Annotated in this window: 32 protein-coding genes and 1 other RNA gene; all 33 read left to right on the top strand. The window is 58.9% G+C overall.

What is annotated here, in order from left to right; all coding sequences use genetic code 11:
* Positions 1 to 1,532, top strand: a 1,532-nt coding sequence (locus ACT3TY_RS16870) for a Mu transposase C-terminal domain-containing protein (protein WP_444628984.1), incomplete at its 5' end; no start/stop codon positions are given.
* A gap of 41 nt (positions 1,533 to 1,573) precedes the next feature.
* The gene (locus tag ACT3TY_RS16865) at positions 1,574 to 2,293 is read left to right on the top strand and encodes an AAA family ATPase (RefSeq protein ID WP_444628983.1); all 720 of its coding nucleotides are present in this window, start codon (positions 1,574 to 1,576) and stop codon (positions 2,291 to 2,293) included.
* Between the two features lie 3 nt (positions 2,294 to 2,296).
* A complete protein-coding gene (locus ACT3TY_RS16860; protein WP_444628982.1) occupies positions 2,297 to 2,926 on the top strand; it encodes a hypothetical protein in 630 nt (209 codons plus the stop codon).
* A complete protein-coding gene (locus ACT3TY_RS16855) occupies positions 2,923 to 3,318 on the top strand; it encodes a hypothetical protein (RefSeq protein WP_444628981.1) in 396 nt (131 codons plus the stop codon). The genes ACT3TY_RS16860 and ACT3TY_RS16855 overlap by 4 nt, the downstream gene beginning before the upstream one ends.
* A complete protein-coding gene (locus tag ACT3TY_RS16850) occupies positions 3,315 to 3,956 on the top strand; it encodes a hypothetical protein (protein ID WP_444628980.1) in 642 nt (213 codons plus the stop codon). The genes ACT3TY_RS16855 and ACT3TY_RS16850 overlap by 4 nt, the downstream gene beginning before the upstream one ends.
* Positions 3,953 to 4,372, top strand: a complete 420-nt coding sequence (locus ACT3TY_RS16845) for a hypothetical protein (protein ID WP_444628979.1) — start codon at positions 3,953 to 3,955, stop codon at positions 4,370 to 4,372. The genes ACT3TY_RS16850 and ACT3TY_RS16845 overlap by 4 nt, the downstream gene beginning before the upstream one ends.
* A 2-nt stretch (positions 4,373 to 4,374) precedes the next feature.
* Entirely contained in the window at positions 4,375 to 5,013 is a 639-nt protein-coding gene (locus tag ACT3TY_RS16840) for a DUF3164 family protein (protein WP_444628978.1), read from the top strand.
* A gap of 1 nt (position 5,014) precedes the next feature.
* An RNA gene (locus ACT3TY_RS16835) (hammerhead ribozyme type II) lies at positions 5,015 to 5,080 on the top strand.
* A 9-nt stretch (positions 5,081 to 5,089) separates the two neighbouring features.
* Positions 5,090 to 5,500: a hypothetical protein gene (locus ACT3TY_RS16830; RefSeq protein ID WP_444628977.1), complete on the top strand. Its 411-nt coding sequence runs from the start codon at positions 5,090 to 5,092 to the stop codon at positions 5,498 to 5,500.
* Entirely contained in the window at positions 5,497 to 5,919 is a 423-nt protein-coding gene (locus tag ACT3TY_RS16825) for a gp16 family protein (RefSeq protein WP_444628976.1), read from the top strand. The genes ACT3TY_RS16830 and ACT3TY_RS16825 overlap by 4 nt, the downstream gene beginning before the upstream one ends.
* Positions 5,906 to 6,346, top strand: a complete 441-nt coding sequence (locus tag ACT3TY_RS16820; RefSeq protein WP_444628975.1) for a Mor transcription activator family protein — start codon at positions 5,906 to 5,908, stop codon at positions 6,344 to 6,346. Before ACT3TY_RS16825 ends, ACT3TY_RS16820 begins: the two co-directional genes overlap by 14 nt.
* 145 nt (positions 6,347 to 6,491) lie before the next feature.
* Positions 6,492 to 6,716 (top strand): hypothetical protein, encoded by a 225-nt coding sequence (locus ACT3TY_RS16815; protein ID WP_444628974.1) that lies wholly within the window; start codon positions 6,492 to 6,494, stop codon positions 6,714 to 6,716.
* A gap of 158 nt (positions 6,717 to 6,874) precedes the next feature.
* Positions 6,875 to 7,237, top strand: a complete 363-nt coding sequence (locus ACT3TY_RS16810) for a D-Ala-D-Ala carboxypeptidase family metallohydrolase (protein ID WP_444628973.1) — start codon at positions 6,875 to 6,877, stop codon at positions 7,235 to 7,237.
* Between the two features lie 3 nt (positions 7,238 to 7,240).
* A complete protein-coding gene (locus ACT3TY_RS16805; RefSeq protein WP_444628972.1) occupies positions 7,241 to 7,858 on the top strand; it encodes a 3TM-type holin in 618 nt (205 codons plus the stop codon).
* Between the two features lie 18 nt (positions 7,859 to 7,876).
* Positions 7,877 to 8,221, top strand: coding sequence for a DUF2730 family protein (locus ACT3TY_RS16800; RefSeq protein WP_444628971.1), 345 nt, complete (start codon positions 7,877 to 7,879; stop codon positions 8,219 to 8,221).
* A complete protein-coding gene (locus ACT3TY_RS16795) occupies positions 8,221 to 8,526 on the top strand; it encodes a VpaChn25_0724 family phage protein (RefSeq protein ID WP_444628970.1) in 306 nt (101 codons plus the stop codon). Before ACT3TY_RS16800 ends, ACT3TY_RS16795 begins: the two co-directional genes overlap by 1 nt.
* A 2-nt stretch (positions 8,527 to 8,528) precedes the next feature.
* Positions 8,529 to 9,080, top strand: a complete 552-nt coding sequence (locus tag ACT3TY_RS16790) for a DUF3486 family protein (RefSeq protein WP_444628969.1) — start codon at positions 8,529 to 8,531, stop codon at positions 9,078 to 9,080.
* Positions 9,077 to 10,579 (top strand): terminase large subunit domain-containing protein, encoded by a 1,503-nt coding sequence (locus tag ACT3TY_RS16785; RefSeq protein ID WP_444628968.1) that lies wholly within the window; start codon positions 9,077 to 9,079, stop codon positions 10,577 to 10,579. Before ACT3TY_RS16790 ends, ACT3TY_RS16785 begins: the two co-directional genes overlap by 4 nt.
* Positions 10,573 to 12,165: a DUF935 domain-containing protein gene (locus ACT3TY_RS16780; RefSeq protein ID WP_444628967.1), complete on the top strand. Its 1,593-nt coding sequence runs from the start codon at positions 10,573 to 10,575 to the stop codon at positions 12,163 to 12,165. Before ACT3TY_RS16785 ends, ACT3TY_RS16780 begins: the two co-directional genes overlap by 7 nt.
* Entirely contained in the window at positions 12,165 to 13,391 is a 1,227-nt protein-coding gene (locus ACT3TY_RS16775; RefSeq protein WP_444628966.1) for a PBECR2 nuclease fold domain-containing protein, read from the top strand. The genes ACT3TY_RS16780 and ACT3TY_RS16775 overlap by 1 nt, the downstream gene beginning before the upstream one ends.
* Positions 13,391 to 13,837, top strand: coding sequence for a phage virion morphogenesis protein (locus tag ACT3TY_RS16770; protein WP_444628965.1), 447 nt, complete (start codon positions 13,391 to 13,393; stop codon positions 13,835 to 13,837). The genes ACT3TY_RS16775 and ACT3TY_RS16770 overlap by 1 nt, the downstream gene beginning before the upstream one ends.
* Positions 13,838 to 14,004: 167 nt before the next feature.
* Complete coding sequence (locus ACT3TY_RS16765) at positions 14,005 to 14,994, top strand: hypothetical protein (RefSeq protein ID WP_444628964.1); 990 nt, start codon at positions 14,005 to 14,007, stop codon at positions 14,992 to 14,994.
* Entirely contained in the window at positions 14,991 to 15,509 is a 519-nt protein-coding gene (locus ACT3TY_RS16760; RefSeq protein ID WP_444628963.1) for a hypothetical protein, read from the top strand. Before ACT3TY_RS16765 ends, ACT3TY_RS16760 begins: the two co-directional genes overlap by 4 nt.
* Before the next feature lie 46 nt (positions 15,510 to 15,555).
* Positions 15,556 to 16,686 (top strand): phage protease, encoded by a 1,131-nt coding sequence (locus ACT3TY_RS16755; protein WP_444628962.1) that lies wholly within the window; start codon positions 15,556 to 15,558, stop codon positions 16,684 to 16,686.
* A 43-nt stretch (positions 16,687 to 16,729) separates the two neighbouring features.
* Positions 16,730 to 17,167 (top strand): hypothetical protein, encoded by a 438-nt coding sequence (locus tag ACT3TY_RS16750; protein ID WP_444628961.1) that lies wholly within the window; start codon positions 16,730 to 16,732, stop codon positions 17,165 to 17,167.
* Between the two features lie 14 nt (positions 17,168 to 17,181).
* The gene (locus ACT3TY_RS16745) at positions 17,182 to 18,084 is read left to right on the top strand and encodes a Mu-like prophage major head subunit gpT family protein (RefSeq protein WP_444628960.1); all 903 of its coding nucleotides are present in this window, start codon (positions 17,182 to 17,184) and stop codon (positions 18,082 to 18,084) included.
* A gap of 65 nt (positions 18,085 to 18,149) precedes the next feature.
* On the top strand, positions 18,150 to 18,572 hold the full coding sequence (locus tag ACT3TY_RS16740; RefSeq protein ID WP_444628959.1) for a hypothetical protein: 423 nt from the start codon (positions 18,150 to 18,152) through the stop codon (positions 18,570 to 18,572).
* A gap of 3 nt (positions 18,573 to 18,575) precedes the next feature.
* Complete coding sequence (locus ACT3TY_RS16735) at positions 18,576 to 18,989, top strand: gp436 family protein (RefSeq protein ID WP_176303861.1); 414 nt, start codon at positions 18,576 to 18,578, stop codon at positions 18,987 to 18,989.
* Positions 18,989 to 19,552 (top strand): phage protein Gp37, encoded by a 564-nt coding sequence (locus tag ACT3TY_RS16730; protein WP_444628958.1) that lies wholly within the window; start codon positions 18,989 to 18,991, stop codon positions 19,550 to 19,552. Before ACT3TY_RS16735 ends, ACT3TY_RS16730 begins: the two co-directional genes overlap by 1 nt.
* A gap of 2 nt (positions 19,553 to 19,554) precedes the next feature.
* On the top strand, positions 19,555 to 19,800 hold the full coding sequence (locus tag ACT3TY_RS16725) for a DUF2635 domain-containing protein (protein ID WP_444628957.1): 246 nt from the start codon (positions 19,555 to 19,557) through the stop codon (positions 19,798 to 19,800).
* Positions 19,797 to 21,275 (top strand): phage tail sheath subtilisin-like domain-containing protein, encoded by a 1,479-nt coding sequence (locus ACT3TY_RS16720; RefSeq protein WP_444628956.1) that lies wholly within the window; start codon positions 19,797 to 19,799, stop codon positions 21,273 to 21,275. Before ACT3TY_RS16725 ends, ACT3TY_RS16720 begins: the two co-directional genes overlap by 4 nt.
* Positions 21,276 to 21,311: 36 nt before the next feature.
* Positions 21,312 to 21,662: a phage tail tube protein gene (locus ACT3TY_RS16715; RefSeq protein ID WP_085919094.1), complete on the top strand. Its 351-nt coding sequence runs from the start codon at positions 21,312 to 21,314 to the stop codon at positions 21,660 to 21,662.
* Positions 21,662 to 21,976, top strand: a 315-nt coding sequence (locus ACT3TY_RS16710; RefSeq protein ID WP_444628955.1) for a hypothetical protein, incomplete at its 3' end; no start/stop codon positions are given. The genes ACT3TY_RS16715 and ACT3TY_RS16710, both read left to right, overlap by 1 nt.

Raw genomic sequence — 21,976 nt, 5'->3', positions numbered from 1 at the left:
CGCCTAAGCGCCGCCAAGCAGATATGAGCATGCCCGCCTGGGCCGGTGACTTTCTCAAGCGCTACCAGAAACCGCAGAAGCCCAGCGTAGAAGCTGCTTACCAATTGCTGGTCGAGCAGACCCAGCCACCGCACCCCTCTATACACCAGGTGCGCCGCTGGCTAGCCAAGCTGTCACCGGAAGCGCGTGAGCGTGGCCGCATGGGCGCTCATGAGCTTAAAGCGCTCCAGCCCTTCAAGCGCCGTACCAGTGCGGAGCTATGGCCCAACGATGTGTGGGTCGCGGATGGCCACACCTTTGATGCCGAAGTGATCAACCCGCTGACCGGTCAAGCCTTCCGGCCTGAAGTCACGCTGATTATCGACTGGGCAACGCGCCGGATCGTCGGCTTCGCTCTCAACCTTGCCGAGTCGACCGTAGCCACGCTGGATGCGCTGCGCGATGCCGTTAGCCGCGTAGGCATGTTCAACCTGTTTTATGTCGATAACGGCAGCGGTTTTGACAACGCCACTGTTTATGAAGTGGTCGACCGCCTGGGCGGCACCATTACCCACTCGCTGCCTTACAACTCACAGGCACGCGGCGTGATCGAGCGTGCCCACCAAAGCACGCTGGTTAAGTTAGCCAAGACGATGGACAGCTATATCGGCGCGGACATGGATAAAGAAGCCTCCACCAAAGCGCACAAGTTAAGCCGTCGCGATATTAAAAAGGGTTTAAAGCCCGCGCTAATACCCACGTTTCAAGAGTTCTTTGATTCCTTAAACGAAGCGCTAAACGTCTATAACCACCGCCCGCATAAAGGGCTTTCCAAAGTGCGCGATTTAGACACCGGCAGGCTGCGCAACCAAAGCCCCATGGAAGCCTGGAAAAGTGCTGAGGCCGAAGGCTTTGAAGCATTAACCGCGCCTAGCGATGTCGTCGCCTCTCTCATGCGCCCACAAGAAGTACGCAAAACCAACCGTGGCGAAGTGCGCATCAACGGTGGCCTCTACTTCCTGGATGCCCTGCGCGACATGCACGGCGAAGAGATTCGCGTCGCCTGGGACTACCGCGACACCGGAAGCGTCGGCGTTTACACCCTGGAAGGCGAACATCTAGGCGATGCCATCCTTGACGGCAACGCCACCCCCGCCATGCCTGCAACGATGATCCAGCGCGCCGCCGAAAAGCGCGAGAAAGGCCAGCTCAACCGCTTGGCACAAAAAGCCAAAACCATCACCGGCAGCGATGTCGAGATCCGCGCGATTACCCCCGCCGCCAGCTATTCAGACGAAAAGCAGGCAGCCGCAGGCCGCGCCTATGCCAAGCAGCTGGCGGATCAAGGCACACGCTTTCAGATACCCCAAAACAAGATGGAGCGTTATCGGCTTTGGAAAAAGCTGGATGCCCAACTTCAGCAGGAAGAGGAAGTGCCGGAAGCGGCACGCAACTGGCACGAACGTTACCAGCATCACAACGATTTTCGCGCTATCGCGAAAGTAATGGATGCGGACGGGCTGTCACCCGCCCGCAACCGACGGGCCGTCTAGACCACGGCCCACGACACCCCAACCTTGGATAAGGAAGCACTATGAGCGTCAACACTATTGTACCACTCACAAACGTCGGCCTACTCGCCGCTGCCGTTGAAAGCGCCGCCAACCGCCCGCCGGAACTGCCAGGCCTAGTGGTCATGTACGGCCCCAGCGGCTACGGCAAAAGCCTGGCAGCGGCCTACGCGGCCAACATGCACCGCGCCTACTACGTCGAGTGCCGCGAAAGCTGGACGAAGAAAGCGTTTGTGGTCGCCGTGCTGCGCGAGATGGGCATCATCCCCATGAAAACGCTCTCGGAGATGGTCGACCAGATCGCCGAGCAGCTCAGCAGAAGTGGTCGCCCGCTGATCATTGATGACGTCCAGTACGTGATCGATAAGGCAGCGGCCAACGTTCTCACCGACATCTATAACGCCAGCCAGGGCACCTTGATTCTGAGCGGTGAAGAACGCGTGCCCGCCAGCATGGCCCGCCTTGAGCGCCTGCACAACCGTGTACTGGAGTGGGTGCCCGCCCAAGCCGCGAGCCTGGATGACGTGCGCGCCCTGGCAGACAAAAGCTACCCCGACATTGAGATCGAAGACGATTTGCTGGAAGCGGTCAACGACCGTGTAAAAGGCTGCCTGCGTCGCGTTGCCGTCAACCTCTACCAGATCCACAGCGAGGCCACCGCCAACGGCTGGACCATGGTCGGCATGCGGGAATGGGGCGAACGTGAGATCCACACCGGCCAGCCACCGGCACGGAGGGGCTAAGGCATGGCAAAACGTAAACCCCAACTCAACGCCCTGGGGCCGCGCATCGACCGCCAGGCAATTTGGGAAACCCTACGTGGTATGCACACCAAAGGGTTGGCCATCACGACGGTTGAAGTCTCGCTACTGATGCCGGATGCGGTCAGCCAAGGCCGCGTGCGTGACTACCTAAACGGCCTCGAAAAAGGCGGCTACCTAGCCCGAATCGATGTGCCCCGCAAAAGCGGCGAGCCGGTGCAGTACACCCTTATTAAAGACGTTGGTGTGGAAGCCCCGCGTGTGCGCAAAGACGGCTCCACGCCCACCGGTGGCCTTGGCCGTGAACAGATGTGGCGCACGCTCAAGATAGTCGGCGACTGCACCGCCCGCGAACTGGCGGATGCGGCCACGACGCCCAAAGTCGAGATCGCCGAAACCACCGCCAACGAATACCTGCGCTTTCTGGCCGCTGCCGAGTACGTCGCAATTATTCGCCCAGGCTCGCCAGGCGTTTTGACCCGCTACCGGCTGGTATCAACACGCTGGACGGGGCCCCGTGCGCCCATGATCCAGCGTACCAAGCAGCTATACGATCCCAACACCGGCGAAGTGGTGTACAGCCGAGTCACCAAAACCGAAGGGGGTGAGCCATGAACACGCCCTTAAACAACAGCATTCGTCGCACCCGTACCGTCGACATTACCCATTGGGGCGCAGAGCCGCCCCGCTGGATCTTGCTGCTCGCCGATGAAGTGCGCGCCACAAACCGCAAGATGGCGGGAGAGCGTATCGGCGTCTCGCGTAGCGCGGTGTCTTTGGCACTGGCCAACCGCTACCCGAGCCCATCCACCGACAGTATCGAAAAGAAGGTGCTGCTGGCTCTGGACGGCCTCCAATGCCCCGCGCAGCAACTCACCATCAGCGTTGAGCAGTGCCGCGACTACCGGGCTCGCCCAGCGCCCACCCACAACCCCATGGCCATGCGCATGTGGCGCCACTGCCAAACATGCCCGCACAACCCCGACCGCCAGGGAGAAGACCAATGACCCTTAAAGCCACCTGCCCAGAGTGCGGCATGACCGGCGACATGGCCGCCTTCGTTACCCAAGGGGAGCACAACCAAGCCGTAGCCGCCGCGCTGGAGATGCCCGCTTTATTGAGCAGCCGCATTGTGCGCTACCTCGGCATGTTCCGGCCTGCCAGCCGCGCCCTGGCCAGTGCCAAAAGCGCCCGCCTGCTCACCGAGCTAAAAGAGACCATCACCAGCGGCGTGATTGAGCGCAAAGGCGTCACGCGAGAAGCGCCGCTAAAGGTGTGGGTAATGGCCCTCGACCAGATGCTGGAAAGCCCACCCACCGGTTTGCCGCTAAGTGGCCATGGCTACCTCTATGAAGTGGTTGCCCGCTGCGCCGATCGCCACGCCGGTGACGTAGAAAAGCAACAGGAAGAGGCAAAGAGAAGCGGTGCCAAATCGCCTGCAAATCGCCCGCCCGCCGCTGCCTTTCAAGAACGTTCCACCGATGACGTACTGGCAGAACACGCCCGTATGGCCAACCGCCAATCGACGGTGACCAGCGGCAAAAAGGACCAACGTCAAACCGCCAAAGCCGTTGAGCAAGTCAACGCCCCCAAGCGCCTATCGGAGCTGCTGAAAGGCGCGGCCAACCAGGGAGACAAGCAATGAGAACCTACAGCGATGCTCACCTTGAGCACTACGCCGACCGCTTCATCGCCCTGCGCATGGCCCGCCATGGCGTGAACCTAGCGCAATACCTGATCAACCCCGCCCAGTTCGAGCGCCTAGCGCTGGAACCTGAGCCACTGCTGCCCGCGCAAGAAGCCGCCGTGCTGCGCATCTGGCAACGCTGGGATACCGGACTAGAGACAGCCGCTAGCGAGCCAGCGACAGACGAAGAGCCTTTCGAGCTGCCTGGTGTGTACGCCGTGTGGGAGGAGTTCCTGCTAGGCCTGGGTAACAACAAAGCGATTCGCCAGCGCAACGGCGCGTTTATCGAGCCACTAAATCACCACCGCCATAACCGTGGAATGAATCGCGGTAGCGCCAACTTTGAACGCAAGCAAGCCCGTAAAGGAGCCTGAACATGAACATCCAAGCAACCGACCCACAACAGCCCACTATCCCCGACGGCTACCGGATGGACGCCAAAGGGCGACTGATCCCAGAAGAGAGCATCAAGCCAATCGACCAAGCCCGCGATGAACTCGCCATTGAGCTGGTCACCAAGGCCATTGAGCTGAACCGCCAGCTCCAGCAGTTCAAGGCCGCTGCCTTTGGCGACATCGAAACATTTGTGCAGCTTTCCGCTGAGCAGTACGGCGTCAACGTGGGCGGCAAGAAAGGCAACGTCACGCTGTTGAGCTTCGATGGCCGCTACAAAATCCAGCGCCAGATCGCCGACAACATCACCTTTGACGAGCGGTTGGAAGCGGCGAAGGCGCTGATTGATGACTGCCTAAAAGATTGGACAGACGGCGCCCGCTCAGAAGTGAAAGTAATCGTGCAAGACGCCTTTCGCACCGACAAGCAGGGCAACCTGCGCACCGGCGCGGTACTCGCCTTGCGCCGCCACCAGTTCGACGACCCCCGCTGGCTGAAAGCCATGGATGCAATCGCTGATGCCGTGCAAGTAACAGGCTCAAAAAGCTACGTGCGGATTTATGAGCGCATCGGTGAAACCGAGCGGTACCAGCCCATCAGCCTAAATATCGCGGAGGTGTGAAAAGCGAAACGCCCCCATGTGGGGCGTCTGCTGGGTGTGGTGGCCCAGCACTGATGAGCAGCCAATGAGGTGAACAATGGATAAGTGGAAAGAGGTCAAAGAGCGCTTACAGCACTTGGGCGGTACTGTTGAGCTGCTGGCTGATGGCCACACGCTGTCGCTGGTCAAGGCACATAACGGAAAGAAAATTTTCGTCCGCGTCTTTGTGGACGGCGTTGCGAAGGGTGAGTGGACAAAAACCGAGGACGGAAAGCCGGTGCATTCCGAGGGCCGATTCTGGCGGCCAATGAAGCGCGCGGCATACCCCAAAAAGGTGTATGCGAAAGCGAAGCGAGCATTTGGCAAGAAGGAAGCCGATCGCATGGTGACGCCTCGGGTGATTGGCGTTGTGCCTGATTTTGGTACCGAGGGGGCTGTGGTGGCTCACTTGAAGAAACACTTCCCTGATCTAGAGCTGAAAGGCGAAAGCGATGAGGTGGTCCCATGATCAGCAAAGGCAAGCTGGCCCAGATCCACATCGCTAAAGCCCAACTGGGTCTAACCGATGAAGACTACCGCGCCATTCTCGCCCGCACAGCGGGCGTGAGCAGTGCCAAAGAACTTACAAATCGTACCGTTGGCGGTGTGATGTTTGAGTTTCGCCGCCTGGGCTTTGAGCCAAAGCCCGCCAATAAAGCGGGCCGTAAGGCACCTAACCCACCAGCAACACGCCAAGCGGAAATGAAAAAGGTCGAGGCACTGCTTGCGGAAGCAGGCCGCGCCTGGGCCTACGCGGATAGCATGGCCAAGCACATGTTCAAGGTGGACCGCGTGGACTTTCTCGACGACAGCCAACTGCACAAGCTGCTCCAGGCGTTGATCATCGACGCCAAGCGGCAAGGACGGTACCCCGATGAACTCGCATGATTCGCGGAATAAGGCGGACAATCTAGATCTAGGCTTCGGCATTCCCGCCGATGCCCTGGATTACCTCGACCCCGAGATACTTAAAAAGTGGCCGCAGGGGTTAAGCGATATGTTGACAGTAGTCGAGAACGCCCATATTCGCGCCGGTGATGAGCCCAAAATAGCCCGCCGCCGGGCCTTTGCCGCCGTGCGGGCTATCAGCTCGTTTGCTGGCGGTCGCAGTCTTTACGTACCCCAGGGCCGCCAGCTTGACCGCGCCCTTCGGGACCGGGAGATCTGGGAGCGCCACAGCGGCGACAACATCACTCAGTTAGTCGAAGACTACGAACTCACCGAAGCGCAGATTTACAGCATCCTCGCCGAGCAGCGAAAGCTCGCCCGCGCCCGCTTGCAGTCGGATCTGTTCGACAACATCACAAGCAGCTAATGACATCAAAAAACAATAAATATTTATTGATTCAGCACTTTAAGGTCGGTGGGGCCTGAGATAAATCTAAGGAAGTGGTATAATTTACTTGGCCTAAAACACGTTATCGGGCCAATTTATCAAAACAACCAAAAGGTATAATAATATGAGTTTAATCACCGAAGTTACTGTGCATTTAGATGATAATGTTCCAGATTATATGGAAGGTATTATTCGTTGCAGTTCCGTCTCCATTGAGTACGAAGATGGTTCTGAAAAAGCAGATGACTCAATGATCGACAACGCAGAATATCTTTCTGAAGTCGAGTTAGTCAAAGACATCGCAAAACGTCTGGAAATTCCGACTGGCATTGTAAATATTGAATATTGATCGATAATTACTACTACAGCACCCCGCCACGGCGGGGTGTTTTTTTCGCCCCATCAAAACTCCTAAACCGCTTGATTCCCGCCGCCTAGCCAATCCCCTCTAGCCTAAACCTCACTGCAACGTGCTTTCGTTCACCCCTGCAATGAGGCCCACTCGCCATGCCCCGTGACGACATTTCCACCCACTTTCGCCGCCGTGAATTTGCCTGCAAATGCGGCTGCGGCTTCGACACCGTCGACCTTGAAACCCTCGTGCTACTCGAAGATATCCGCACCCACTTTGACGTACCCATCACCATCAACAGCGGCTGCCGCTGTGAAGCCTACAACCGCCAGGTAGGCGGTGCCGCTGCCAGTCAGCACCTGCTAGGCCGCGCGGCAGACATCCGCGTGCAGGGCATCGACTCTGGCGTGGTGGCCACTTATGTGGAAACCCAACACCCCGACGCCAGCGTTGGGCGCTACAACACCTTCACCCACGTGGATACACGCACAAGCGGCCACGCCCGCTGGGGCGGGTGAACAATGAGTCTGAAAAGTCTACTCGGCAATATCGATACCGAAGCGCTAAGTGGTGCGGTCTCCAAGGGTGCGCCGTTGCTTGGTTCGTTGATCGGCACCCCGGCCACTGGAGCCGCCATCGGCATGATTGCCAAAGCGCTGGGCACCGATGCCAATCCCGAATCGATCACCCGGATGCTTGAGAGCGATCCCGAGGCTAACGCCAAGCTTCAGAAGCTGGAAAACGAACATCAGCAAACGCTCACCCGCATGGTGCTGGAAGCAGAGAGTGTGCGCCTGGGCGAAGTAAACAAAACCATGCGCGCCGAAGCGGCCAGCAACGATGCCTATGTACGCCGCTGGCGACCTACGTATGGCTACCTAACCGCTGCCGCCTGGTTTATCCAGATGACCGGCTTCACCGTCATTCTGGGTGTGGTGGCGTTCCGCACCCCCAGCGAGTTGGCCGCCGTAGTGGGTGCGCTGGGTGTCGTGCTGTCAGCGCTGCTCGGATTATGGAGCATAGCCCTGGCCGTCCTGGGCATTAACGTGCACAAGCGCAGCCAGGATAAACAAGTGGCGGCAGGCCAAGCGCCCAAAGCGGGTTTTATGGACGCTGTCGTCAAGCGCGTTGGCGGGTAACCAACTAAAGGGAACACGATGGAAATCATCAACTGGTCAGCCGCCAAGGTGTTGTTTGACGTGATGCAAGCACTGCTGACAGCCCTGATGGCTATATATGTCTACTGGCTCAACAAACACAGGGCGAGCCAAACCGCCATTAAAGGCACCCATGAGCGTATCGATGGCGTCGAGAAAAAGGTGGTGAACCTGGAGCACAAAATGGAGCGCCTGCCCAATCACGAAGACCTAGCAAAGCTGCAAGAGCAGATGTCCAAAACCAATGTGCTATTGGCCGAGATAAGTGCCAGCCAAAAAGCCACGTCGGTTCAAGTCAATCGAATGAATGACTACCTAATGAACCAGCCGCGAGGGAGCCACTGATGAGTCAGAGCTACCAAGACTTTGAAACCGAGGGCCGCCGCCTGGGCATCCTGCGCATTCTCTCGCGCCGCAACCAGTTCACCACCAACGAGTATTCGTTGAACGATGAGCTGAAAGGTTCGTATGCCCACCACATCAGTCGCGACAAGTTGCATAGCGATCTCGCTTGGCTGGAAGAACAAGACCTAGTGCTGGTGCAGCAACCTCGCGTTGGCTGGATTATCACCCTCACTGGGCGCGGTGCTGATTGCGCCAACGGCCTTGCCAACGTACCCGGCGTCGCCAAACCGCGCCCAGGGGTTTAACCATGCCGCCTCGCAATAAAGTCTTCGACTTGCCCCAAGAAGTGCGCGAACAGCTAAACGAGAAGCTGGTATCTACCGGCTTCCAGGGCTACGAAGCGTTAGCTGGCTGGCTAAGCGAGCGCGGTTATAACGTTTCCAAAAGCTCAGTGCACCGCTATGGCCAGGACCTGCAAGAAGAGTTCGAGGAAGCCATGGGCGATGTTCGTAAAACCACCGAGCTAGCTCGCGCCATGGCAAGCGAAGGCGAAGACGAAAGCGGCCACCTGATTGACGCAACCGCCAGGATCGTGCAAGACCAACTGCTGCGGATCTCCATCGCCATGCGTAAAGCCGAGCATGAACCCGACGTAGCGGCTAAGCACCTTAGCAGTGTGACCAAAGCCCTGGCCGATATTGGCCGCGTTTCGCTTAGCCAAAAGAAGTGGGCCAAGGAGTTGCGGGTGGAAGTCGCCAAAGAGGCGGCGGAAAAAGCCGAGACAGCTGGCCGTGCCCAGGGGCTTACCAATGAAGGCGCGGCGGCACTTCGTGCGGCGATCCTAGAGGGTATGTCGTGAGTGCAGCTATCGATCAAAGCGTGCTGCTGCCCTACCAGCAGCGCTGGGTAAACGACACCTCGCCCGTCAAGGTGATTGAGAAGTCACGCCGTATCGGCCTCTCTTATGGCGAGGCGGCGGACGATGTGCTCTATGCCGCGTCCAGTGCAGGTGCGAACGTCTACTACATCTCCTACAACAAAGAGATGACCCAAGGCTTTATTCAGGATTGCGCCGGTTGGGCCAAAGCCTATCAAGCCGCTGCCAGCCAGATCGAAGAGTCGGTGATTGAAGCTGAAGACAAGCAGATCCTCAGCTACACCATCAAGTTCGACAGCGGCCACCAGATCCAGGCCTTTACCTCAAACCCACGCAACTTGCGTAGTAAAGGCCGACCAGGCGAACGCCTGGTGATTGACGAAGCAGCCTTCGTGGATGACATAGAAGAGCTATTGAAAGCCGCGATGGCCATGACGATCTGGGGCGGCCAGATCCGCATCATCAGCACCCACAACGGTGAAGAAAATCCGTTCAATGAGTTGGTCAATGACATTCGCGCAGGGAAATACGACTACAGCCTGCACCGTGTCGACCTGGACGAAGCCCTGGCCGACGGCTTCTATAAGCGTATCTGTAAAGTTACAGGGGCAACGTGGACACGTGAAGGCGAAGTCCAATGGCGTCAGCAGCTGATCAATCGCTACAAGCCCAACCAGGATGAAGAGCTTTTCTGCATTCCCGCCCAGGGCGGCGGTAGCTACCTGACGCGGGTAATGATTGAAGCGTGTATGGCACCAGCCCCCGTGCTGCGCTTTGACGGCACGCGGGAATTTAACGCCATGCCCGAGCCCTTGCGCGCAGCTGAAATGGCCGACTGGATCAGTGACAACCTCAAACCGGTACTGGCGACGCTCAATCCGCGCCGCCAGCACGCCATGGGCCAAGACTTTGCCCGCAGCGGCGACCTTTCTGTGATTGCCCCTATGGAGATCGGCGAGACCCTCCACCGCACCGTGCCCTTCCTGATGGAAATGCACAACGTGCCGTTTAAGCAGCAGGAACAAGTGTTGTTTGCCATCGGTGACGCGCTGCCGCGCCTATGCGGTGTTGCCATCGACAGCAGAGGCAACGGCGCCTACATGGGCGAAGCGGCCACAGATAAATGGGGCTCTATTGTTGACCAGGTCATGGCCACCGAAAACTGGTACCGGGAGCGGATGCCCCGCTATAAGGCCCGCTTTGAAGACGGCACCATCACCATTCCAAAAGATGACGGCCTGGTCGACGACCACCGCGCCTTCAAGTTGGTACGCGGCGTTGCCCGCTTGCCGGAAGGCAAAACCAGCGGCGAACGCCACGGTGATGGTGCCATGGCCTGTGTGCTCGCAGACCATGCCGCCGAAATGGAAGCCATTGAGATCGACTTCACCCCCGCGCCCCTGCCTGGTGTTCCTAACCAGGACAACGACAGCGACGACATTGAGCACACCGGATTCGGCATAGGAGGCGGCGCATGGTAAGCCCCAAAGCACTCATCAAAAAACTGTTTGGGAATGAAAGCAGTCAGGCGTTGGAAGAAGAACAAACCCAAGACGCCCGCATTGGCCAGCTCAAGCGGGAGTTCGCCGAACACCCCACCAAAGGGCTCACGCCAGCACGCCTCTACCAGATTCTGGAAGCTGCCGAGCAAGGCGACCTCAAGGCTCAAAGCGAGCTGTTCGATGACATGGAAGAAAAGGATGCCCAGATCGGTGCCGACCTGGGCAAGCGCCGCCAGCTAGCCGCAGAGCTTGAGTGGCAGATCGTACCGCCCGACGGTGCGGACGCACGCGAGAAGAAAGCCGCCGAGCAAGCGGCGGAAGTGTTCAGCGGCATTGAGGTGGAAGACCTGATCTTGGATCTCGGCACCGGCATTGGCCACGGCTGGGCCAACCTGGAGCTGTCATGGCAGCGCGATGGCGCGATGCGCTATATCGAACAGCCCACGCACCGGCCACACAGCTGGTTTAGGCTCCACCCGGATGACCAGAATTGCATTACCCTGCGCGACATGAGCGCCACAGGTGCGGAGCTATGGCCACTAGGCTGGGTGCAACACCGCCACCGCGCTAAATCCGGCTACGTTGCCCGCATGGGTTTACACCGCATGTTGGCGTGGCCCTACCTGTTCCAGAACTACGCGCTTGGCGACTTGGCGCAGCTGCTGGAAATCTACGGCATGCCCGCGCGCATTGGTAAGTACCCGAAGAACGCCACCGAAAAAGAGAAAGCCACGCTGCTACGTGCTGTGGTCACGCTCGGCCAAAACGCTGCTGGCATCATTCCCGAAGGCATGTCGGTGGAGTTCATGGAAGCCGCTGGCAAGGGGTCATCCTCGGATATCTACAAGGTGATGATGGACTGGTGCGAGCGCGCCAAAGCCAAAGCGATTTTAGGCGGCACGCTCACCAGCGGTACCGGCGAAGGCACCAACACCAACGCCCTGGGCAACGTGCATGAGCGTGGGCAAACCAGCCTGATCCGCTCCGACGTGCGCCAGTACGCAGGCAGCATTGGTAAGAGCATTCTATGGCCGATGGCGGCGCTGAACTTTGGCATTGATAAGCCAAGCCGCGCCCCCCGCTTCTACCTCGACACCGGCGAAACCGAAGACCTCGAACGCCTTTCCAAGAGCTTGCCCACATTTGTGGATATGGGCGCGAAGATCCCGCTGTGGTGGCTGCATGAGAAAAGTGGCATCCCAAAAGCTGCCGAAGGTGAAGATGTGCTTATGCCAAAAGCACCGTCAAATGCCTTTGGTGCGCTACGTTTGGCACAGCCTGCCACCCATAAGCGCATTGCGGCCTTGCGGTTGGGCGACAGTGACGAACCCGACGCCGCCGACCTACAGCGGGAGCGCCTACAGCGTGAAGGCGATGACGCGCTCGAACCCTGGGTGGAGCGTATCCGCGCGCTAGTGGATGAGGTAGAAAGCCTGGAAGAACTGCGCGACTGGCTGGTCGAGCTGGCACCCGAGCTAAGCACCGATGAGTTCGCCGAAGTGATGACCGAAGCGCTGGCGGCTGCCCACGTCGCCGGGCGTTACGACATTATCGAGGGGGTCTAATGCCCGCTGCTGAGTTTGGCTCGTTGCCGTTTGCCGAACAGATTGAGGCCATGCGTGAAAAGGTGGCCATCCCCACCAACACCTGGTCGGATGTGTACGGCGCAGAGAATGACCAGGCGTTCATGGTCGCCGGTGCCAGCCGCCAAGCCATCGTTGAGGACTTTCAGCGCTCAGTCCAAACGATGATAGAAGAAGGCAAGACGCTGGCCGACTTCCGTAAGGACTTCGACCAGATCGTCGAGCGCCACGGCTGGGCCTACAAAGGCAGCCGTAGTTGGCGCACCCGCATCATCTACGACACCAACCTGCGCCAAAGCTACGCTGCCGGGCGTGAACGCCAGATGGAAGACCCGGCCCTGCGCCGCCTTCGGCCCTTTGGGCTGTACCGCCATGGCGGCAGCGAGAACCCACGTTCTGCACACCTAGCCAACGATGGCCGCGTGGTGCCGCTGGATGATCCCTGGTGGGATTTTTGGTCGCCACAAAATGGCTACGGCTGTACCTGCAAGAAATACATGATCGGCCGACGCCAGGCGGAGCGCGAGGGTTACACCGTTTCTGAGCGGGGCCCCGAGATCGAGTACGTCGAGCGCACCATTGGCGAGAACGGCCCGAACCCGCGCACAGTGCGCGTACCCAAAGGCATCGATCCCGGCTTTGACCACCGGCCTGGCAGCGGCCGCGCAAGAGGCATCACACCCAGACCCACCAGCCAGCCCGCTGCGCGCACCGGCACAGTTTCGCCCGCACGCCAGGCACAAGACGCGATGCCCGATTACCGTGAGGCCACAGCCGAGCTCTTGGAAGAAGGCCAGCCGCCCGAGCGTTACGTGGATGCGTTCCTGGAGACCTTTGGCACTCGGCGCGGCGGTGAAACGCGGCGCTTTACCGATGCCGTGGGCGAATCGCTGCCCATCAGCGAGGATCTATTCCGCGACGGCCGTGGTGGATGGTCACTGCCAGGGGATGGCCAGCACCTGAGCGCACTTGCCCGCACACTGCGCGAGCCGGACGAAATCTGGACGGCACTGGAAATCAGCGAAGGCGAACGCCCGCGCCTACGTCGACGCTACCTGGCGCGCTTTGCACTGGAAGGCGGCGAGGAAGGCTTGTTCATGGTCGATTGGGGCCGTAACGGCTGGGCTGGCCAGCGCCTGGACGATGCCGCAGCCTTGGAAGCCTGGCGGCAAGGCGTTCGCCTGTACCGTCGTGAGGAGCAAAACTAATGGCAGGCATTACACTCGACTTCCGTATCGACGATGAAAAGGTCATGCGCGCCCTGGGCGAACTCAACCAGCGCGGCCGCGACGCCCAGCCCGCCATGGCGGCGATTGGTGAAGACCTGGACCGCGCTACCCGCGCTCGCTTTGATGAGCAGGTCTCGCCCAGTGGCGACCCTTGGGAGCCGCTCTCCGACGCGTACCGCAAGCGCAAGCCCCAGCGGCAGGATGAGATCCTGGTGCTCAACGGCTACCTGCGCGACACCAACCGCTATGACGCCGGGCCGGACTATCTCGAATACGGCACCGACCGCATCTACGGTGCCAGCATGCACTTCGGCGATGAAGAACGCGGCATACCCGAGCGCAACTGGCTCGGCTTCTCAAGCGACGATGAAGAGAACGCGATAGAGACCCTACTGGACTACCTTGGCGAGCCATTAGGCGAATAACCAACGCGGCCCTGTGAGCGACGCTAAGGCCTTACCCGCTACGCTGGCCGACTTTTCCCCGCAAGGCGCGTTAGACCCGCGTTAGATTTCTATTAAATTGACTGTGGACTTACGGTCTAAGTCTCAGGTACAAGGAGGTTATCAAAAAATACTGTAGGGAGTGTTTAATGGCACGTCGGCCAGCTTACAAAAAGATTTACTGCGTACGTGCAGTTTATAATCCAGAAAAAAAGCCAAAAAGAAGCTTTGAAGAACTGACTCGTGCGGCACTGAGAAAACGTAGCAACGTTGCCATGACCAAAGTTGCCATGAGCAGTCTAGGAGAGCTTGCAGTTTGCCGCCGTCATTCTGAATGGAAGTCTCCTTCTTCACCTCTAATGATAGCTATCGGAGGAGGCGCCCCCAGAGAAAAAATAGGTACGCTAGGCGCTGGCTCAACAACGGACGAAGATATTGATGCCCCAGAAGCCCCTCCTCGGCAAAGAGCATTTAAACTAGCGGACTCTTTTGTACTTATTGAAGGCGATCAATTACTTATATGTTCTGATGGAGCGCTAAAGGGGTATCGCACAGTATCTGCATATTTTCACGAATTGTTTGGTTTGGCGAACCTGGGAGCGGACGCACAAGCGTTTCAGTTTGAACCTAAATCAAACAAAGACAAGAAAAAGACGCTCGAAAGAGAAGGTGTGCAATATATCACGCTTAAAGGGACGCTATACGCAGCTTCACAAGAGCTTGACAAAGACACCCCGCAAGGGCTACAGCACCTATATAGAGAATTCAGGAAAGCTGTACAGGAGTATTTTGAAGAAGAAATTAAAGACCCAGCAGAAAAAGACGCGCTTGCTGCTCAATGGGGTGAGTTAAACGTTACTACAACCATATCCCCATCAGGAGGCACTAGGGCCAACCCAGTCATATTGAAGCCGGTTGATATTGCAGGCCTTGAAGCCCTTGAGGAAGATAGTGATGATTCCGAAGTTATCATAAAAACTCGAGGTGGAACTGATATTAAGTCAGGTGATGTGATTCTCAGCAAAAAAGTGAGCCTGAGAAGGAAAAAGCTGCAACGTGATCTAGATGTTTATGAAGTTTGGAAGGAGTTACAAATTTATATGCACGATCTGAAACGCTCGGGTGCTTGGGGAAAATGACAGCCCCCCAAGGTAATACCTCTTCCAAGAAAGTAATCCTCACCATTGTAGCTATAGCAGTGGCGGTGCTCAGTGGGTGGTATTTACAACCTTGGTACCACGATAGCGAAGATTCGCCAGCGGTACTGGTGACTATATTTTCTGTGCTCGCAGGCTTCTTGGTGGCGGTAATGGCCATAGTTGCGAATGGAAGCACTAGAAGAGGTAGAAACTGGAGGCAAGACACCTATTACCTCAAGTTGTTAAGAAAGGAAATGAGGAGGCACAAGGTTACTTTCTTTATTTTTATCATTGTGCTGGCACTTACTTTTTTAACAACAATTTCATCTAGTTGGCATGTCAATGCGCAAAAAATCGTAGAAATTCTAGCTCTTTCATTTGCGACGCTAGGATTAATAGACTCTTTTCGCTTGGCCAATATTTTAGGCAATAGTCAACTAGAATCTCTGGAACATGAAATACGCGTACGTCGGGATAAAGAAACAGGTGAAACAAAGCCTGACCAAAACTCCTAAAGCGCTTTAAATCCACGCCCCGCCCTAAGCCCCCGATCATGGGGGCATGAAAACACAACGCCTTCAAACAAAGCCCCGCACCCAGACAACGGGTATAAACGTCGCGGTTTGCGCTCTCCGCGTGCAGATCACCGACGACAAAACGCGCCTGATGCCTGCTGGCACCTTCCACGCACCGCGTGGGGCTGCTGAAGGTTCTGGCCCGTGGAACCTCTCTGCCGAAGCCGCTCAAGCGATTATCCGCTTGGCCGCTGCGCGCAGTACCGATATCGCCATCGACTACGAACACCAAACCCTTTACGCCGAAAAGAACGGCCAGCCCGCGCCCGCCGCTGGCTGGGTCGACCCGCGTTCGCTTGAGTTTCGGGACGATGGCCTCTACGGCGCGATTGCCTGGACGGCTAAAGCCCGCGCAGCGATCACGCCGGGGCCCAACGGCGAGCCTCCTGAATACCTCTACCTCTCCCCTGTATTTCCCTACGACGCCAACGGTGTGCCGTTAGACCTATTGCACCTGGCGTTAACCAATACCCCCGCCATCGACGAAGGTGCAGCTCAGCTGGCTGCTGCGCGTATGTCGGTAACGAACGACACCCCCGAGGAGACTGACACCGTGAACCGTGAACAACTGATTGCTGCACTCGGCTTGGCTGCCGAGGCCACCGACGAACAGATCGACACCGCGATCGCCGCGCTGAAAGCCGCCAAGGCAGATGCCGAAGCCTTCCGCACAGCGCTAGGTGCCAAAGACGGCGCGAAGCCAGAGGAAGCCGTTGCTGCTTTGAAAGCCGCCAGCACCACCGCGCCTGCGGACATGAGCCAGTACGTGCCCATTGCGGTGTTTAAAGAGACAACCGACCAACTGGCCGCGCTGAAAGCCAACAGCAACACCGCCGAGCTGGACGCACTGATCAAGGAAGGTTTGGACGATGGCCGTATCCCTGGCAAAGCGACGGCGGATTGGCTGCGCGTACAAGGCATTGCTGCCTGTAAAGCCCACCTAGATGGCGCCCCTAGCATCGCCGCACTGAAATCCACCCAGACCCAAGGCAAACCGCCGGAAGGTGCCGAGACCAAAGGCGACGGCAAGCTGACCGAGACAGAGTTGGCGGTGTGCAAAAGCATGGGCATCTCGCCCGAGAAGTACCGCGAAGCCAATCCCGCCCCCGCTGAATAAGCAGGCCGCTCAGCACTAACCCAACAGGCAAGAGGATCACCCCGTGACCGCTGCAACTCAAAACCGAAATACACCGCATCGCTTAGGGCTGTCTCGGGGGCTTTTCGTCGCCGCTGCTGCCGAGTGCTTCGCGGGCACCATCGCCGTCATCAATGCGAGCGGCTTTACCGAGCCCGGCACTACCGCCACCGGCCTAACCGCCGCCGGTGTGTTTGAGCACTACCAGGACAACACGGAAGGCGCCGATGGCGACCAGGTCGTGGAGGTGGCGCGTGGCAATTTCTACTTGGCCAACTCCGCCAGTACCGATGCGATCACCGCCGCTGACATCGGCAAGGTCTGCTTCATCGTTGATGACCAGACCGTCGCTAAAACCGATGGCACCGCTACCCGCTCCCCCGCTGGCATTGTCGACGACGTCGACGACAACGGCGTGTGGGTCAACATCGACCCGACTAACGGCGTTGCCGCTAGCGCCTGATAAGGACTGACTTCATGAATCTTACTTCTGCCAATCTGAAGGTGCTGTTCCAGGCCTACAACACCAGCTTCCAGCAGGGCTTTAGCTCGCTGGGTGAGCAGGCCGCGCTCTATGAACTGTTCTGCACCACTGTGCCATCGACCACAGCGGTTGAGGTGTATCCGTTCCTCAAGAGCCTGCCGCGCATGCGCGAATGGCTGGGCGATCGGGTCATTCACTCGTTAGAAGGTGCCGGGTTCAGCATCAAGAACCGTAAATTCGAGTTAACCGAAGGCGTCTCACGTGATGCCATCGAAGACGACACCTACGGCCTCTGGTCGCCGGTCTTCCAAGAGTTTGGCCGCTCCAGCCGTGAGCACCCCAACGAACTCGCTGTGGAAGTGCTAGAGCAAAACCCTGAGTGCTATGACGGCCAGCCGCTGTTTGATACCGACCACTCCGTGCTGGATAAGTCGGGTAAAGAAATCTCCGTCAGTAACGACATGGGCGGCACGGGCGATGCCTGGTACGTCATGGATAACACCCGCGTGATCAAGCCGGTCATGTTCCAAAAGCGGCGTGATTACAACTTCCGCTCGATTACCGATCTGAACGATACGGCAGTGTTTATGACCGACAAGTTCCTGTTCGGTGTGGATGCCCGCGTGAATGCCGGTGCAGGGCTGTGGCAGCTCGCCGTTCGCTCTCGCCAGCCGTTTACTGCCGAGAGCTACGAAGCAGCGCGCCAGGCATTGACGACGCTTAAAGGTGACTACGAACGCCCGCTGGCACTGCGTCACTCGCACACCATGGTGCCCAACTCCATGGAAGGCGCTGCCCGTGCCGTGCTGCAAAGCCAACTCGCCGCTGGCGGTGAAACCAACAAGTGGGCCAACACCTCGACACTGGTGCTGAACCCCTGGTTAACCAGCGCTTAACAGCACGTTAAACCGCAATTCGCAGTGCCTGCCTAGGCGGGCACTGCGCAACGGAGAGCAACACCATGGCAACACGTAAACAGACCACCGCTGCCAAGGCCAAGCAGGAAGCCCAGGCGAAGGCAGACGCGACTGAGGCCAAGGCCGAGCCGGTACCGGAAGCACCGACACCGGTTGAGGCGGTAGCGCCCAGCGCTGAACCAGAAGCTGCGACACAGCCTACCGAGATCCAGGGCAACACCATCACAGGCGACGGCACCGGCAACGCGCTGCCGCCGATGGAGGAAATGCCAGGCGTATTCGTGCGCACCAAGCGCCGGATTAAAAGCCGCCGCCGGGCTGGCCACCGCTTCAACCGTGAAGGTGTCGGCATAGCGCTGGAGCTACTCAGCGAAGAGCAGCTGCAACAGCTGCGCGATGACCCAGCACTGGAGGTGAAAGACTGCACCTTCCCGCTGGATGAAGCGACCAGCGAGCCGGAGGCCTAACCCATGCCCTACTGCACCCAAGCCGACATGGTCGAACGCTTTGGCGAGAACGAGCTTCTTGATCTGGCTGCCGATGACACCGGCCTAGCGGTTGATGCAAGCAAGGTGGATGGCGCTATCGCCGATGCCAGCGGCGAGATCGACGGCTACGTGAGTGCAGCGGGCTACACCGTGCCGCTTTCCAATGTGCCGCGCATCATCACCGCCTACGCCTGTGATATTGCCCGTTACCGGCTCTCCGATGACCGCGCAACGGAGCAAGTCACCAAGCGCTACAACGACGCCGTGAAGTTCTTACGCAGCGTTGCCAAGGGCGAAGTGCGACTGGGCATCGCCTCATCGGAAAGCGCAGCGGTAAGCGCTGGCAGCGCAGTGATGGACACAGGCCGCCGGGTGTTTGGTGGGGGTGGCTTCTGATGCTGGCCAAGATTGAAGACGCCATTATCGAGCGCTGCAAAAAGGTGCTCGGTGATCACGTACAAACGGTGGAAGACCTCCCAGGGAAATGGAATCAAAAGACCCTGCGCGCGGCGCTGCGCAAAGTGCCCGGCGTGTTTGTCGCCTGGGGCGGTGCGCGGGGTGACGGCAACCTTACCCAGCCCGCTACCCAAAACCGCTACGTGGTGTACGTGGTCACCGGTCACGCCAGCGGCGAGCGCGAACGCCGCCGCGGCAACGTCCGCCAGGTGGGGGCTTACGAGCTGCTCGAACGCGTGGTGCCTGCGGTGCATGCGCTCACCGTTCCCGATGTAGGCAGCTTAACGCTTGAGAGCATCGACAACCTCTATGCCGACCACTTCGACAAGGAGGGCGTGGTGGTTTACGCCGCCGCATTCCGGCTGAAAGTGCTATGGCCAGCGGCATTGAGCGTTAACGACCTCGCCCCGTTCGAGCTTTACACCGGCACCCACCACATCGGTGGCGATGACGACCCCGATGCCGAGAGCCGCGCCGAGCTACCCCAACCCCAGGAGGACTAACCGTGCCATCCATTTACGTTAAACCGCGCCTACGCGATGCCAAAAAACCTGATCAAGGCGTGCTGCTGGTGCGCCGCGAAAGCAACGGCAAGCCCATCCCCGCCGTGGGCACGCACGTTGAGCACACCCCCTACATCCGCCGCCGCCTGCGCGATGGCGACCTAGTGCGCGCCACGGCCCCGGCGAAACCCACCCGTGCCAAAGCCGCCGCTAAACCGGATGCCACGCATAAGGAGACCAGCCAATGATTACCTCTGGTGTCTTCAACGACATTCCCTCGGCGCTTCGCACGCCAGGCGTATTAATCGAGTTCGATGGTCGCCTGGCCAACAGCGGCGTATGGCAGACCCGCTTGCTGGTAATCGGCCAGCGGCTGGAGAGCGGTGAGAAAGACGCACTGAGTGCTGACCGCGTCACCAGCGGCGAGCAGGCCGACCGCTACTACGGTCGCGGTTCCATGCTCGCCGAGATGCTGCGCGCGGCGTTGGCGATCGACCCCTATATGGAGACGATCGGCTTGGCGCTGGATGACCTAGTAGCGGGCACCGTGGCCAGCGGCTCTATCGGTGTCGCGGGTACCGCCCTGCGCGGCGGCACCGTGGCGCTGTATATCGGCGGCTACCGCGTGCGCGCTGGTGTTGATGCAAGCGATAGCGCCGAGACAATTGCCGAGGCCCTAGTCGAGGCGATCAATGACGAAGGCCGAGTGCCCGTTACCGCCACCCTCGACGGCACCGATGCCACGCTGATCAAGCTGGATTGCAAGTGGGCAGGCGAAACCGGCAACGACATTCACCTGGTGTTTAACGCCAAAGGCGAGCGTGGCCTGGACGGCGTGACGTTTACCCTGACCCAGCTCAGCGGTGGCGACGGCAACCCGGACATTGGCGATGCCATCGCCGCCATGGGGGATGAGTGGTACCACTACATCGCATGCCCGTTCACCGATACTGCCAACCTGGGTGAGCTGAATACCGAGCTTACTCGTCGTTTCGGCCCGATGGTGCAGATGGGCAGCCGCGCGTTTGGCGCTTTCCGAGGCACACATAGCGAGACCGGTACCTTTGGCAGCGCCTTAAATGGCGAGCACTTGTCAGTTATGGGCACCGGCAAATCGGTTAGCCCCACCTACCTGTGGGCAGTCACCTATGCGATGGTCGCGGCCGGTGCGCTGACCAACGATCCCGCACGCCCGCTGCAATACTTGGCACTGCCCGGTCTGATCGGCCCTCTCAAGGAAGACCAGTGGACCAAGGCCGAGCGCAACCTGCTGTTGTTTGATGGCATCGCCACCTTCACCGTCGCCGATGATGGCACGGTGCAGATCAACCGCGAGATCACCACATACCAGGTCAACGAAGCGGGTATCGAGTCGGACGCCTACCTGGACATCCAGACGCCCGAAACATTGGAACGCATCCGCTATGAGCAGATTTCGCGGATTCTCTCCAAATACCCGCGCCACAAATTGGCCACCGACGCTGACGCGGCGCTCTACGGTGCTGGCCAGCCGATCATGACCCCCAACGTGTGCAAGGCCGAGCTGCTCGATCTCTACCTTGATTTTATCGAGAACGGCTGGGCGCAGGACTACGAGGGCTATGCCGCAAGCCTCACCGTCAACATCGACCCCGACAACCCGGCGCGCCTCAACCTGATCGACTCGCCGAAGCTGGTCGGCCAGTACCGCATTCACGCGATGCAAACTCAATTCCGCCGCTAAGCGGCCATTAACCGCCGTTTGAGGAGTGCGTAAATCATGACGCAATTAACAGGCAAGGCCACGGTGAAAGTCGACGGATCGGAGATGCTCACCGACGTCGACTCAACCCTCAACGTTGGGGGTGTAAGCCGTGAATTCATTGTTGGCCCACGCGGCCCCCAGGGTTACCGAGAGAGTCCCGAAGCTCCCGCGCTCACCACTACCGTGCGCCATACCGCCGATACCGACTTGATCGCACTTAGCCGTATCAAAGGTGCCACGGTGATCTTTACCACCGATACCAATGACGGCTACGTGCTTCGTCGGGCTGCGGTGACCGATACCGTCGAATTATCCGGCGGCAACATCCGCCTCAACTGGGGCGCCATGGGCGTGGAGAGACTCTAATGGCAGGTACACGAATCGACGTACCCCTGATCCACGGCCTCAAGATCGGCGAGGCTGTTTGTAAAGACGCGAAGCTGCGCGAAGCCACCGCTGGCGACGTGCTCGAAGCACAGGAAGCCGCCGAGCGGCTGATGATGGTCCCGACCCAGAACGGCGTCGAACCCATGCTAGTGGTCAGCCCTTCCCGCGTAGGCGTTGAAGTACTGCGCCGCCAGATCGTCAGCATCGGCGACGTCTCCGGCCCGCTGGACCTCAAGCTGATGCATAGGCTCCACCCCGAAGACCTCAACTTGCTACTGGCCAAGAGCGAGCAG

The organism is Halomonas sp. AOP22-C1-8, from assembly GCF_052378905.1.
Classification (GTDB): Bacteria; Pseudomonadota; Gammaproteobacteria; order Pseudomonadales; family Halomonadaceae; genus Vreelandella; species Vreelandella citrativorans.
The sequence above is the reverse complement of the archived record's forward strand: the minus strand, read 5'-3'. Positions and strand labels throughout refer to the sequence as shown.